Below are 13539 nucleotides of genomic sequence, written 5' to 3'. Positions count from 1 at the left end.
CGTTTCGTGTTGAGATTTATCACAAGGTCGATCGGCGGTGGCCTGCTGCTGATCATCCTGCTTCTTGTGCTCGGTACCGTCGTGCCGCGCCCCTTTTTCGCTGACGATACGGCTGGCGTGAAGGATCGCGAAATTCTGCTGCTGTCCAATCCGATCCACACCGATATCGCCCTGCCGGTCGATGAGGATCTGCGGCGGGTCTTTTCCGAGTTGCAGGAGGACGGTATTGCGGTCAATCATCCGGCCGCTGTCTATCTAGTATTCGGCTGGGGCGGCCGGTCGTTTTATACTGAGACGCCCACCTGGGCGGATCTCAAACCCATGCCGGTCCTGCGCTCGCTGACGCTGGATCACTCGGTGATGCATGTGGATGTGACGGGAGACTTTCCCGCCGATCTCTCCGGGGTGAAACGACTTCGCATTTCTGAAGCGGGGTATCAGCGCCTTCTCGCCGGTGTCAGGGCGAGTTTTGTCCGGAAAGATGGCAAGGTTCAGCTTGTCCCCGGTGTCGCCTATGGTCTCAACGACGCGTTTTTCGAGGCGAATGGCTGGTTCAATGCGTTGGCCGGCTGCAACACATGGTCTGCCGCCATGTTGCGCGAGGCCGGCATTCGCACAGGCTGGTGGACACCATTGCCGCCACTGCTGCGCTGGTCGGTGGCGCTGCACAATTGATCTTCGGCCGGTGCGACGTTTCGTTCATTTGACGTCTGGTAATCCGATTTTTATGCTGCACCGCAATGCATCTTGCGCTATGGAACCCGCAAAAGAATTCCGCGCGGGGCGATCCCAGGCGATCCGCGCAAAACGCCAGAAAATTGAAGACAGATCAGGAGAAAAGACATGCTCGGCAAAAAAGTGCCCGCCGTTACCTTCCGCACGCGCGTTCGCGACGAGGCCGTTGGTGGCCCGAACCCTTTCCGTTGGCAGGACATGACCTCCGAAGATTATTTTGGGGGCAGACGAGTCGTTCTGTTTTCGCTGCCCGGCGCCTTCACGCCGACATGCTCGACCTACCAGCTTCCCGATTTCGAAAAGCTGGCTGGCGAATTCCGCGCGCTCGGCGTCGATGAAATCTATTGCCTGTCGGTCAATGACGCCTTCGTCATGAATGCCTGGGCAAAGGGCCAGAACCTCGAAAACGTCAAGGTTATTCCGGATGGTTCGGGCGAGTTCACCCGCAAGATGGGCATGCTGGTCGCCAAGGACAATCTCGGCTTCGGCATGCGCTCCTGGCGTTACGCCGCCGTCATCAACGACGGTCTGGTGGAGCAGTGGTTCGAGGAAGAGGGTTATTCGGACAATTGCGATACCGACCCTTACGGCGTTTCCTCGCCGCAGAACATTCTGGAAAACCTGAAGGCGCGCGCTGCGGCCTGATTTTGGTTTCAAGATTATTGCGAAGGCCCGGCGGCAATGCCGGGCTTTTTTCGTTTTCTGGGACGTGATTGTCGTTCGCGGTGCCGCCTCATCCGCACATCGTCACCCCGGACTAGATCCGGGGTCCAGCGCGATCAAGGACTTGATCGCGAAAGACTCCTCTCACGGCGCAGACGCGCCGTGGCTGGATGCCGGATCCAGTCCCGCATGACGGAGGAGAAGTTGCCGGACGCCTCAAGTCTTTACGCCTGCAATGCCGACCTTTTTCATGCCCTGCATTCATTCACCTTGAAATCACCCCGCCTATCCGGCAAAAATCAGACCCCCAAGACTGTTTCTGAAACGGATCATCCCATGCTGCGCGTCACTTCCTATTATCCCGCCGGAACCACAGCCGACGAACCTTCCGGTTATGTCACTCTGGCGCATGACCAGCGGCATCTGCGGCGCAAGCTGCTGCATCTGCAAAATGACGAGATGGTGATGCTGGACCTGAAGGAAGCCGTGCTGTTTGCCCATGGCGATCTTCTGGTGGTGGAGAACGGCGATCTCGTAGAGGTTCGCGCAGCGGCTGAAAAACTGTTCGAAATCAAGGCGAAGGACCGCCTTCACCTGATCGAGCTTGCCTGGCATCTGGGCAACCGCCACCTTTCGGCTCAGATCGAGGAGGAGCGTATTCTCATCCTGCGCGACCATGTCATTCGCGCCATGCTGGAAGGTCTGGGCGCCACCGTGCGCGAGGTGGAAGAGCCGTTTCAGCCGGCGCGCGGCGCCTATCACGCCCATGGCGGCCATTCCCATGGCCACGGGCATGATCACGGCCATCACCATCACGATCACGGTTGAGCCGTGAGCGAAGATCGCGGCGTCGCCGCGCTGCTGCGGCTCATGGCCTGGCTGTCGCCGGCCTTTCCCGTCGGTGGTTTTTCCTATTCCGGCGGGCTTGAAAAGGCGGTGGAGGACGGGCGCGTTCGCGATGCCGCCGGTCTTCTCGGCTGGGTGGAGGTGCTTCTGTGCCACGGCAGTCTCTGGAACGACGCGATATTTCTGGCGGAAGCCTGGCGCAACGGTGAGGACGCCGCTGTCTTAAACGAAACGGCCGATCTGGCGCGGGCGCTGGCCGGTTCGGCGGAGCGCTATCGCGAGACGGTGCTCCTGGGCGATGCCTTCGTTGCCGCCGCCGGGGCCTGGCCGCACGCGGTTCTCGAGTTGTTGCCGAAGGATGTTCCCTATCCCATCGCCGTCGGTGCGGTGGCTGCCGGCCATGCGGTGCCGCTCAGGGAAACGATTGCCGCCTTTTTGCATGCCGGCGTCTCACAGCTCGTCTCGGCGGGCATCCGCCTCGGGGTTGCGGGACAGAAGGATGGCGTCGCCATTCTGGCCGCAAGCGAGGCGGTGATTGCGGAGGTAGCGGCGCGGGCAGCGCGATCCACGCTCGACGATCTCGGCAGCGCGACGATCATCGCCGACACGGCAGCCATGCGCCACGAAACGCAGGGCACGCGGCTTTTCCGCTCCTGATCGCGCTGCATGACGATCGTATTGAACGAGCGTATGCCGCTTGTTTCTTCTCCCCGCCGGGGAGAAGGTCGCGGCAGCGGGATGAGAGGGCAAGGGTAGCAGTACTCGGAGAGGGTGCCCCCTCATCCGACCCTTCGGGCCACCTTCTCCCCGGCGAGGAGAAGAAACGCGCGGCACGATCCTTGCATATCTTGAAGCGTCCCGCTGAGGGACTATGGTGAAACAAGACCGAAGCATATCGAAGGGAACAGCGTGATGAAATCGGGTAATGGGCCGCTGCGCGTCGGCATTGGCGGGCCGGTCGGTTCTGGCAAGACGGCGTTGACGGAAAAGCTCTGCAAGGCGATGAGCGCCGATTATTCGGTCGCGGTCGTCACCAATGATATCTACACCAAGGAAGATGCCGAGGCGCTGGTGCGCATGCAGGCGCTGCCGTCCGACCGTATCGTCGGGGTCGAGACGGGCGGATGTCCACATACGGCCATTCGTGAGGATGCGACGATCAATCTGCAGGCGATTGCCGGGCTCAATGCGCGGTTTCCCGATCTCGATGTGGTCTTCATCGAATCGGGCGGCGACAATCTCGCCGCGACCTTTTCGCCCGATCTGGCCGATATCACCATCTATGTCATTTCCGTCTGCCAGGGCGAGGAAATTCCCCGCAAGGGCGGGCCGGGCATCACCCGCTCCGATCTGCTGGTCATCAACAAGAAGGATCTGGCTCCTTATGTCGGCGCTGATCTGACGGTGATGGACAGTGATGCGACCCGCATGCGCAACGCCATGCCCTTCGTCTTCACCGACATGAAACGCGGCGACGGTGTCGATCGCATCGTCGGTTTCCTGAAAGAGCAGGGCGGTCTCTGAGACATGGCGACATCTCTCCGTTTCGGTCCGTATGAGGTTTCCCGCTTCGTCGACGGTATCTACAAGGCGCCGGTTGGCCATCTCATCCACCGGCAGGGCGAGGCCGCCCTGGCAGCGGCTCTTGCGCGGCACGAGGGTGAAACGGTGGACATGGACGTCAACTGTTTTGCGCTCTCCGGACCTGACGGGATGACGCTGATCGATGCCGGCTGCGGCACGGCCTGGGGCGCTGCCTATGGCCATGCCCGCGCCGCGATGATTGCTGCCGGAATTCAGCCGGCGGCCGTCAGCCGCGTCATCCTCACCCATATTCACGGCGACCATGCGCTTGGCCTCATCGATGGCGACCGGCCTTATTTTCCCAATGCGGAGATATGGGTTCCCGAGGCCGATCTCGGCTTCTTCACCAGCGAGGCGGCGCGAAAGACCCTGCCGCCCGCCCGGCAGGGCGGTTTCGATCTTGCCGCGCGGCTGCTCGACATTTGCGGCGCCATGCTGCGGCCGATCCCGACGGGAAAGATAGCGGATGATGTGGAGGCCATCGCCATGCCGGGCCATACGCCGGGCCATACCGGCTATCTCATCGGCCATGGCGATCACCGGCTGTTATTGTGGGGCGATGCGCTGCATGTGAGTGCGTTGCAGGCCGACGATCCGGGCATTGGTTTCGTCTATGATATCGATCCCGAAACTGCCTATTCGACACGTTTGAAAGCGCTGGCCGAGGTTGCCGAGCAGGGCTGGCTGGTTTCCGGCGGTCATCTCGGCGGGTTTTTCCGTGTCGAGCGGGAGGGAGATAGCTTCCGCTTCGTGCCGCAGCCGGTCTAATATCGGGTGTACCAAAATTCGAGGACGGAATACCCGCAGGTGTCCCGTCCTCTTCCTCTCCCCGGTAATGTTTCAGATCTGCTTCAGTGCGGCGACATCATTGACCTGCACGATGCGTCCGCGCACGGTAACGCCTGCCTTTTTCAGCGCCGAGAAAGCGCGCGACAGGGCTTCCGGCGCAAGGCCGAGCTTGCCGGCAAGCAGGCTTTTCTGGAAGGGCAAGCGAAGTGAAAAGGATGTCGCGTCGCGCGGGCCCTGATTGATGAGATAATGGGCGACGCGCTGCGGCGCGGTCTGCAGCCGGTCGTTGGCGATGCAATCCATGGTGCCGAGCAGGCTATTGGAGAGGCAGCGCATGACAGCCTTGGCGATTGCCGGTTCCTGATCGATCAGGCTTCGGATTCTTGTGAGTTCGAAACGCGCCACGGTGCAGTTTTCCGCCGCCTGCGCGCTGTAACGATAGCTGTCGCTGCCGAAAATCAGGCATTCGTTGAAGGTTTCGCCCGGGCCGCTGACGCGCACATCCGCCTCGCGCCCGTGCCGGTCCAGCCTGTAGAGCCTGACATAACCCGACAGAACGCAGTAGAAATATTGCGCCGTCTCGCCTTCCTTGAAGAGTACGTGGCGGGCGTTCACATTGATGACGCTGGCCGCCTCCATCAGCTTCAATGCAGCCGCGTCATCCGCTATCCCGATCAGGGGTGCGCGCAGCAGAATGTTCCTGTCCCTGTTGCTCAGCTTCACGGTCTTGTTCACGTCCATCCGGCTCCCGCTCAAACCTTTTGCCGGGTTTTCCGAAGCGATACGAAACCGGGGATGTTCCTTTTCCCTCACGCCTATCTGAAAAGAGCTCATCGCATTATCCTTCGACCGGCAATTCCCGATGCGAGGGAGATTAGCAGTTCACCTGAAAAGCGAATTGATTTCGATCAAATGGGGTCTGGCCTTGTTAGGTCGGGCGAGAGATGCGGCCGGGTGGCAGTTGTGCCCCAGCTTCAGTCGTGGAAAATTTCCACTTGCTCAACGTCATCCTCGGGCTTGACCCGAGGATCTATCCCTCGATCGTAAACTGGCGGCGTCATGGATCCTCGGGTCAAGCCCGAGGATGACGGCAGCGGGATTTTGCCACAAAAAGAAACGCCGGGCACAGGACCCGGCATTTCAATCTCTAAGCCGCAGCTCTCACTCCGCAGCGAGCGGCGGCAGCCGCAATATATTGCTGCCCTTGTCGCCGGATTTTTCGCCGGTGCCCTTTTCCATGCCGGCGACCCGTGCCTCCAGCGAGGAGAGCGCGAGGCTGTTTTCGCGGGCGATCTCCGAGAGTTTCTCGTTGGAGAGAGCCTCTTCCTCCTCTTCCTTCTTGCCGACGAAGCGGCCGAAGAGGTGGGCGAGCAGGCGCGACACGTCGTCCATGATGAGGAAGAACGCCGGAACCACGATCAGGGACAATACCGTCGAGACGATGATGCCGCCGATCACCGCGATTGCCATTGGTGCACGGAAGGAGCCGCCTTCGCCGACGCCGAGTGCGGAGGGCAGCATGCCCGCCGACATGGCGATGGAGGTCATGATGATCGGGCGGGCGCGCTTGCGGCCGGCCTCGACCATGGCATGGACCCGTTCCATGCCATGACGGCGCATTTCGATGGCGAAGTCCACCAGCAGGATGGCGTTTTTCGTCACGATACCCATCAGCATCAGGATGCCGATGAGAACGGGCATGGACAGCGCGTTCTGCGTGATGATGAGCGCGACAGCCACGCCGCCAATGGCGAGCGGCAGCGAGAACAGGATGGTGAAGGGCTGGATGACATCCTTGAACAGGAGGATGAGCACCACCAGCACCAGCATCAGGCCGAGCAGCATGGCGTTGACGAAGCCCTGCTGCATTTCGCCCTGCACCTTGGCATCGCCGCTTTCGGCAAGGCGAACGCTTGCCGGCAGGTCGGTTTCCGCCACGATGCGCTTGAACTCCGCCGTCGAGGTGTCGAGCGCCGTGCCGAAGGGAACGTCGGAGCCGATGGAGACGACGCGGTTGCGGTCGTTGCGCTTGATCGAGCTTGGACCTTCCGAATAGTCGATATCGGCGACGCTATAGAGCGGCACCAGCGACCCGGAAGCGGTCTTGATCTTCAGCGCGCGGATGGTGGCGAGGTCGCGGCGGGTATCGAGCGATGCCTGCACGCGGATCGGGATCTGCCGGTCATCCAGCGAAATCTTCGTCAGCTGCGCGTCGATATCGCCGATGGTCGCGACACGCACCGTCTGCGAAATCTGCTGCGGGGTGATACCGAGGCGGGCGATTTCGTCCTTGCGCGGGCGGATCTGCAGTTCCGGCCGGGGCAGGGCGCCTTCCGAGCTGACATTGGCAAGGATGGGCGAAGCGCGCAGGCGGCTTTCAAGAACACCGACGGCGTCGTTCAGATCCTTTTCGTTTGACGAGAGGAAGTTGAAGCTCAGTTCGCGTTCCGCACGGTCGTTCAGCTTGATGATGCGCACATCCGGGATGGTGCGGACCTTGGCGAAAATATCCCGCTCCACATCCCATTGCGGACGTGTGCGGCCCTTTTCCTCCACCTTCGGCAGATACTCGCCGATAAGCGGAAGGGAGCCGAGACCCTTGTTGACCAGGGTTTTCAGCAGCGAGTGATCAATATGCTCGAGGATGACATTGACCGTGGCGCGGCGAAGCTCCAGATCGCCCTTGGGCGAAGCGCCGCCGAGGATGAAGACGCTTTCCACACCGTCGATATCGCGGATGGCGTGGTTGATCGCGGTCGTTGTCCGGTCGGTTTCGTCCAGCGTCGCATTGGGCGGCAGTTCCACCGAAAGCGTCACGCGCGAGGCGTCATCCGGCGGCAGGAAGCTGCCCGGCACCTGGCTCAGAAGATAGACGGATGCGACCAGAAAGCCGATGGCGCCGAGCAGCGTCAGGTAACGCGCCCACCACTTGCGGGTGGTGGCGGAAACCATGCGCGTATAGGATTTCATCAGCCAGCCGTCATTGTCGGCATGGTCGTCCATCGCGTCTTCGGCGCGCATCAGATAGGCCGCCATCAACGGTGTGATGAGGCGGGCCACCGCCAGCGAGAAGAACACCGAGAAGGCGACCGTCAGGCCGAACTGGATGAAGTACTGGCCGGGAATGCCGGGCATGAACGACACCGGCACGAAGACGGCGATGATGGTGAAGCTGGTGGCGATGACGGCGAGGCCGATTTCGTCCGCCGCTTCCAGTGCCGCACGATAGGGTGTCTTGCCCATCTTGATGTGGCGGGCAATGTTCTCGATTTCCACGATGGCGTCGTCCACGAGGATACCCGTGGCGAGCGTCAGGGCGAGGAAGCTGACGAGATTGAGCGAGAAGCCCATCAGGTCCATGATCCAGAAGGTCGGGATCGCGGAAAGCGGCAGGGCGACGGCGGCAATCAGGGTTGCGCGCCAGTTCCTGAGGAAGAGCAGGACCACGATGACGGCGAGGATCGCGCCTTCGATCAGCGTATCGAGCGCGGCCTTGTAGTTGCCATAGGTGAAATAAACGGCGTCGTCGACCATCTGGATCGAGACGTCGGGATGATCCTTGCGGACCTGGTCGAGGCTTTCCGCCACGGTTTCAGCAACCGAAACCTCGCTGGCGCCCTTGGAGCGGAACACGGCGAAGGTGACGGCGGGGTTGCCATTGAACCGCGAGAAGGATTTCTGCTCCTCATAGGTGTCACTGACCGTGCCGAGCTCGGAAAGCTTCACGAAGCGGCCGTTGGAGAGTGCGATGGTGGTATTGGCGAGCTGTGTGACGTCGCGTGTATCGCCGAGCGTGCGGATCGTCTGCTCGTTGCCGCCCACCTGGCCGCGGCCGGAGCCGAGATCGATGTTGGTGCCGCGCAGCTGGCTGTTCACCTCGGTGGCGGTGATACCGTAGGCGTCGAGCTTTTCGGGGCTGAGCGAAACGCGCACCTCGCGGTCCGCACCGCCGTAACGGTCGACCTTACCGATTCCGGACTTGCCCTGCAGCGCGCGCTTGATGGTGTCATCCACGAACCAGGACAGCTCTTCCAGCGTCATGTTCGGCGAAGAGACGGCGAAGGTCTGGATCGCCTGGCCTTCGACGTCGATCTTGCTGACAACAGGCACTTCGATATCGGCCGGCAGATCGCTGCGGATCTTGTCGATGGCGTCCTTGGTGTCCTGAACCGCCTCTTCCGTCGGCTTTTCGATGCGGAAGACGACGGTTGTCGTCGACTGGCCGTCAACGACGGTGGACTGGATTTCGTCGACGCCGCTGATGGCGGCGACGGCGTCTTCGATTTCCTTCGTCACCTGCATTTCGAGCTCGGAGGGCGAAGCGCCGCTCTGGGTCACGGTGACGGCGACGACGGGAACGTCGATATTCGGAAAACGGGTGATCGGCAGCGCATAAAACGCCTGTATGCCGAGGAACATCAAAAGCGCGAAGCCGAGCAGCGGCGCAATGGGGTTCCGGATTGACCATGCGGAGAAGTTCATTTCATTCCCTCAGTCAGTTGGACACAGCCGCAGGGGCTTCCACCGGTCTTATCCGGTCACCATCACGCACGAATGCTCCAGCTTTCTCGACAACCTTGTCTCCAGCGGCAAGGCCGCTGACAATCTCGATGAAACCGCTGTCTTCTATGCCGGTCTCGATCTTCACCTGCTTGACGACGTCGTCTTCCACCTTGCGGGTGGTCGAGCCTTCACGCCCGGAGGTGACGGCCGAAAGCGGCAGGGCAAGCGCGTTCGTTTCTTCAACGATGATCTCGGCGCTGGCATACATGCCGGACCGTGCCGGGCTGCCGACAGGCAGCACCACATGCACGGAACCGAGGCGCGTCGCCGGATCGACGGTGGGCGAAACGAGGCGCACCTTGCCCTCTATCTTCTTGGCTCCGCCGGCGACCGTCAAATAGGCTTTCTGGCCGACCTTGACCTTCAATATGTCGGTTTCCGAGAGATCGGCGACAAGTTCGATCGCGCCGTCCTTGATGACGGTGAAAAGCGGGTTGCCGGCGCCGCTGGCAATGGCCCCGACCTTGGCATTCTTGGCCGATACGATGCCGGCGACAGGGGTTTTCACACCTGTGCGCGTCAGCTTCAGATTGACATCGTCTATCTGCGCGTCGACGACCTTGCTGTCTGCCTCTCCGGCGGAAACGGCCTGTTTGGCCGCGTCGAGACGGGCCTGCGCAACCTGGGCGGCGGCCTCCGTCTTTTCCGTTTCGGAAACCGAACCCGAGCCGCTCTGGCCGAGCTTTGCGGCGCGGTCGCGCTGGCGAAGGGCGTCGGCCAGATTGGCCTGGGCTTCCAGCACCTGCGCCTTCGACTGGGTGACAGAGGCCTCGGCCTTGGCCTTGTTGGCCTCAAGCTGGCTCTTTTGCAGAAGAAGACTGTCGGAAGACAGCACGGCGAGAACCGCATTGGCCTCGACCCTGTCACCAATATCGACGTTCAGCTCATCGATCGACAGCCCATCGACCAGCGGCTGGACGTATATTTCGTCCACGGGGCGGATGGTGCCCGTGGCGATGATACGGTCGACGAGATCGCGTGTCTTGGCATGTGCGACGATGATGGAGGGGAGGTTCTGCTGTTTGACCGGTGCCTGTGCTTCGCCTTCGGCGGCTGCCGAAAGGGGCAGGGCCGTTGCGGAAAGAAGAAGGAAAACAAAGCGGTTAAACGTAAATCTATGCTGCATGTGTCTTGGCTCGCGCAATATTCGATCGCATGTCCTGCAGCCTTGCGGCGTATATTAGAAGGTCATGCTGAAACGAATGTGAAACAAGGGATCACAATACTTCCTTTTCGATCCTCCCGATTCGAACGCCCCTCAACGCGAATCTTCAGCACTTTGCCCTGTGCTTTTCTTACAAGATCAAATCTGGCAGTCTTGTGGGCGGGAGTCTAATTGTTGTTGTCGTACAAATCAATCCGCATAGCCGCGATGCTTGATATACATTTTTGTATAGGTTGGGATATTGTAATTCGTCAAATACGTCACCAGCGAAAAAAGAAACGCGCGGACGGGCCGCGCGTTCCATGCGTTCGGGTTCGATTTTACTATTTCAGCGCCGCATCGGTGATTTCGGTGGTGAAAGCGCCGGAGGGTTCCTTGGTGATGACCGGATCGGAACCGCCGCCCAGCAGGGTTTTCACCGTCCGTTCGTAGTCCGCCTTGTCGAGTGCGCCCTTCGAGCCGGCTGTCAGTTTTGCCACTTCGCCCATCATGCGCTTCTGGTGTTTTTCGGTCTGTGCGCCGGAGGCGTCGTTTTCCAGCACGATGTCGGCCGCATCGTCCGGGTTTTCTTCCGCCCATTTCCAGCCCTTCATGGAAGCGCGGACGAATTTGACCATGTCTTCCTTGAACTTGGCGTCCTTCAGCTTGTCTTCCAGAACGTAGAGACCGTCTTCCAGCGTCGCCACGCCTTCATCCTCATATTTGAAGGTGACGAGTTCCTCCGGCTTGATGCCGGCATCAATGACCTGCCAATATTCATTATAGGTCATGGTGGAAATGCAGGCGGCCTGCTTTTGCAGCAGCGGATCGACGTTGAAGCCCTGCTTCAAAACCGTGACACCATCCGCGCCGCCGGTGGTCGGGATTTTCAGATGCGCCATCCACGAGAGGAACGGATACTCATTGCCGAAGAACCAGACGCCGAGTGTCTTGCCCTTAAAGTCATCGGGCTTGGTGACGCCGGTTTCCTTGAGGCAGGTCAGCATCATGCCAGAGGTCTTGAAAGGCTGGGCGATGTTGACGAGCGGAACACCCTTTTCCCGGGTGGCGAGTGCCGAGGGCATCCAGTCGACGATGACATCCGCGCCGCCGCCGGCCAGAACCTGTGCAGGCGCGATATCCGGGCCGCCGGGCTTTATGTCGACGTCGAGGCCTTCCGCCTCGTAGAAGCCTTTATCCTTGGCGACGTAATAACCGGCGAACTGCGCCTGCGTCACCCATTTCAGCTGCAGGGTGATCTTGTCGGCGGCCTCGGCGCTCACCGCCGTCAGGATTGACGCGCCGGCAAGAAGCATGGATGCAAGTTTCATTTTCATCGCTGTTCCCTTTTTCGTTATTTACGTTCGTCCCCCACGGACGGACGGATGCCAGAAGGTGACGGTCCGCTCTGCGAGCGCCACCAGACCGTAAAAGCCTGAGCCCGCGAGCGCGGCGACCGCGATTTCGGCCCAGACCATATCGACATTGCTGCGGCCCATTTCCGCCGAGATGCGGAAACCCATGCCGACGATGGGCGTGCCGAAGAATTCGGCGACGATGGCGCCGATCAGCGCGAGCGTTGAGTTGATCTTCAGTGCATTGAAGATGAAGGGCCAGGCGGCGGGCAGACGCAGTTTTATCAGCGTCGGCCACCAGCCGGCGGCATAGGTGCGCATGAGATCGCGCTCCATGTGGCTGGAGGCGGCAAGCCCCTGAACCGTGTTCACCAGCATCGGGAAAAAGGTCATGATGACGACGACGGCCACTTTTGACTGCCAGTCGAAGCCGAACCACATGACCATGATCGGCGCGATGCCGACGACAGGCAGAGCGGAGACGAAATTGCCGATGGGCAGCAGTCCGCGCTGCAGGAAGGGCGAACGGTCGATGAGGATGGCGACGACAAAGCCAAGACCGCAGCCGAGCACATAACCCGTCAGCACCGATTTGAGGAAGGTCTGGCGGAAATCCGCCCAGAGGATCGGCAGGGACGTGAGAAGGCGTGCAAGGATGGCGCTCGGTGCCGGCAGCAGGATGGACGGCACGGAAAAACCGCGCACCACGCCTTCCCAGAGCGCGAGAATGGCCAGCCCGAAGAGGAGCGGCACGGCCATGCGGCTGATGCGCTTTATCGCTGGCGAGAAGAATTTGCGACGTACCAGCCATTCGTTGAAGGCCCAGGCGGCAAGCCAGAACAGGATCGCGCCGAAAAACCAGCCGGGATGGGTCATGGCCGGGCTCCCATTCTCTTGAGGACGGCCGCGTGGGCAATGCCGATGATCGACACCAGAATGGCGGCGACACCGGCGGCCATGAACAGCGCCGCCCATATCTGCACCGTCTGGCCGTAATAGGAACCGGAGAGCAGGCGCGCCCCGAGACCGGCGACGGCGCCTGTCGGCAATTCGCCGACGATGGCGCCGACCAGCGCAATGGCGATGGCGATCTTCAGCGAGGTGAAGAGATAGGGCAGGGCCGAGGGCCAGCGCAGCTTCCAGAAGATCTGGCTAGGTGAGGCATTATAGGTGTGCATCAGGTCCAGCTGGAGGGTTTCCGGGCTTCTGAGGCCCTTCACCATGCCGACGACGATGGGGAAGAAGGAGAGATAGGTGGAGATCAGCGCCTTCGGCAGCAGCCCGGAGATGCCGATGGAGTTCAGCACAACGATGATCATCGGCGCGACGGCAAGGATCGGGATCGTCTGGCTGGCGATGATCCACGGCATGACCGAACGATCCATGGCGCGGTTGTGGATGATGGCAACGGCCAAGAGGATGCCGAGTACCGCGCCGATGGCGAAACCGAGCAGCGTGGCCGAGAGCGTGACGCCGGCGTGATAGATGAGGCTGCGCTTCGAGGTGATCGCCTTGTTGGCGGTGGTGTCCCACAGTTCCGTGACGATCTGGTGCGGGGCGGGGAGGACAGGGCGTTCCTGGGCGAAGGTTTGCGGCAGGAGTTCGAAGAAGCCCGGCGTTTGACCGGCGCGGGTGGCCTGGTCGCGGGCGAATGGCATGTTGAGGTAGACGACCGCGAGGTGCCAGAGGATGAGGATGGCGAGGAGGACGGTGAGGATGGGGAGGATGCGGTGGCGGAGGAGGGTCATTGTGGCGCCCTCGGTGGGTGGGGCGTACGCTTACTCCGAGGGTGAGGTTTACCCCCCTCTGTCCTGCCGGACATCTCCCCCACAAGGGGGGAGATCGACTCGTGGTTGGGTT

Annotated in this window: 12 protein-coding genes; 6 read left to right on the top strand and 6 right to left on the bottom strand. The window is 61.0% G+C overall.

Features of this window, described 5'->3' with window-relative positions; all coding sequences use genetic code 11:
* Positions 1 to 6 precede the first annotated feature (6 nt).
* The 6 genes from JZY08_RS10965 (at position 7) to JZY08_RS10940 (ending at position 4596) form a co-directional block, all read left to right on the top strand.
* The gene (locus tag JZY08_RS10965; protein WP_216330140.1) at positions 7 to 675 is read left to right on the top strand and encodes a TIGR02117 family protein; all 669 of its coding nucleotides are present in this window, start codon (positions 7 to 9) and stop codon (positions 673 to 675) included.
* Positions 676 to 843: 168 nt separating this feature from the next.
* Positions 844 to 1380 carry a peroxiredoxin gene (locus JZY08_RS10960; RefSeq protein ID WP_216330139.1) on the top strand — a complete coding sequence of 179 codons (537 nt, stop codon included), beginning with the start codon at positions 844 to 846 and terminating at the stop codon, positions 1378 to 1380.
* Between the two features lie 354 nt (positions 1381 to 1734).
* A complete protein-coding gene (gene ureE, locus JZY08_RS10955) occupies positions 1735 to 2226 on the top strand; it encodes an urease accessory protein UreE (RefSeq protein WP_216330138.1) in 492 nt (163 codons plus the stop codon).
* Between the two features lie 3 nt (positions 2227 to 2229).
* The gene (locus JZY08_RS10950) at positions 2230 to 2901 is read left to right on the top strand and encodes an urease accessory protein UreF (RefSeq protein ID WP_216330137.1); all 672 of its coding nucleotides are present in this window, start codon (positions 2230 to 2232) and stop codon (positions 2899 to 2901) included.
* A gap of 255 nt (positions 2902 to 3156) precedes the next feature.
* Positions 3157 to 3768 (top strand): urease accessory protein UreG, encoded by a 612-nt coding sequence (gene ureG, locus JZY08_RS10945; protein ID WP_082182812.1) that lies wholly within the window; start codon positions 3157 to 3159, stop codon positions 3766 to 3768.
* 3 nt (positions 3769 to 3771) lie between these two features.
* On the top strand, positions 3772 to 4596 hold the full coding sequence (locus JZY08_RS10940) for an MBL fold metallo-hydrolase (RefSeq protein WP_216330136.1): 825 nt from the start codon (positions 3772 to 3774) through the stop codon (positions 4594 to 4596).
* Between the two features lie 72 nt (positions 4597 to 4668).
* On the opposite strand, the gene JZY08_RS10935 is transcribed toward JZY08_RS10940, so the two are convergent.
* The 6 genes from JZY08_RS10935 to JZY08_RS10910 all read right to left on the bottom strand — a co-directional run bounded on the left by JZY08_RS10935 (position 4669) and on the right by JZY08_RS10910 (position 13427).
* On the bottom strand, positions 4669 to 5358 hold the full coding sequence (locus JZY08_RS10935) for a Crp/Fnr family transcriptional regulator (protein WP_035240981.1): 690 nt from the start codon (positions 5356 to 5358) through the stop codon (positions 4669 to 4671).
* 420 nt (positions 5359 to 5778) lie between these two features.
* Complete coding sequence (locus tag JZY08_RS10930) at positions 5779 to 9099, bottom strand: efflux RND transporter permease subunit (RefSeq protein WP_216330135.1); 3321 nt, start codon at positions 9097 to 9099, stop codon at positions 5779 to 5781.
* A 13-nt stretch (positions 9100 to 9112) separates the two neighbouring features.
* Positions 9113 to 10306 (bottom strand): efflux RND transporter periplasmic adaptor subunit, encoded by a 1194-nt coding sequence (locus JZY08_RS10925; RefSeq protein WP_216330134.1) that lies wholly within the window; start codon positions 10304 to 10306, stop codon positions 9113 to 9115.
* A gap of 362 nt (positions 10307 to 10668) precedes the next feature.
* Entirely contained in the window at positions 10669 to 11661 is a 993-nt protein-coding gene (locus JZY08_RS10920) for an ABC transporter substrate-binding protein (protein WP_137038112.1), read from the bottom strand.
* 21 nt (positions 11662 to 11682) lie between these two features.
* Positions 11683 to 12555, bottom strand: coding sequence for an ABC transporter permease (locus JZY08_RS10915; protein WP_216330133.1), 873 nt, complete (start codon positions 12553 to 12555; stop codon positions 11683 to 11685).
* Complete coding sequence (locus JZY08_RS10910) at positions 12552 to 13427, bottom strand: ABC transporter permease (protein ID WP_216330132.1); 876 nt, start codon at positions 13425 to 13427, stop codon at positions 12552 to 12554. The genes JZY08_RS10915 and JZY08_RS10910 overlap by 4 nt, the downstream gene beginning before the upstream one ends.
* Positions 13428 to 13539: the final 112 nt, after the last annotated feature.

The organism is Rhizobium sp. X9 (assembly GCF_018873185.1).
Classification (GTDB): Bacteria; Pseudomonadota; Alphaproteobacteria; order Rhizobiales; family Rhizobiaceae; genus Agrobacterium; species Agrobacterium oryzihabitans.
Note: the sequence above shows the minus strand (reverse complement) of the source record. Positions and strands in the feature narration are given on the sequence as shown.

Coding starts and splice junctions, on each gene's coding strand:
- JZY08_RS10920 (WP_137038112.1), bottom strand. CDS start 11,661: ATGAAAATGAAACTTGCATCCATGCTTCTTGCCGGCGCGTCAATCCTG.
- JZY08_RS10930 (WP_216330135.1), bottom strand. CDS start 9,099: ATGAACTTCTCCGCATGGTCAATCCGGAACCCCATTGCGCCGCTGCTC.
- JZY08_RS10935 (WP_035240981.1), bottom strand. CDS start 5,358: ATGGACGTGAACAAGACCGTGAAGCTGAGCAACAGGGACAGGAACATT.
- ureE (WP_216330138.1), top strand. CDS start 1,735: ATGCTGCGCGTCACTTCCTATTATCCCGCCGGAACCACAGCCGACGAA.
- ureG (WP_082182812.1), top strand. CDS start 3,157: ATGAAATCGGGTAATGGGCCGCTGCGCGTCGGCATTGGCGGGCCGGTC.
- JZY08_RS10940 (WP_216330136.1), top strand. CDS start 3,772: ATGGCGACATCTCTCCGTTTCGGTCCGTATGAGGTTTCCCGCTTCGTC.
- JZY08_RS10910 (WP_216330132.1), bottom strand. CDS start 13,427: ATGACCCTCCTCCGCCACCGCATCCTCCCCATCCTCACCGTCCTCCTC.
- JZY08_RS10915 (WP_216330133.1), bottom strand. CDS start 12,555: ATGACCCATCCCGGCTGGTTTTTCGGCGCGATCCTGTTCTGGCTTGCC.
- JZY08_RS10960 (WP_216330139.1), top strand. CDS start 844: ATGCTCGGCAAAAAAGTGCCCGCCGTTACCTTCCGCACGCGCGTTCGC.
- JZY08_RS10925 (WP_216330134.1), bottom strand. CDS start 10,306: ATGCAGCATAGATTTACGTTTAACCGCTTTGTTTTCCTTCTTCTTTCC.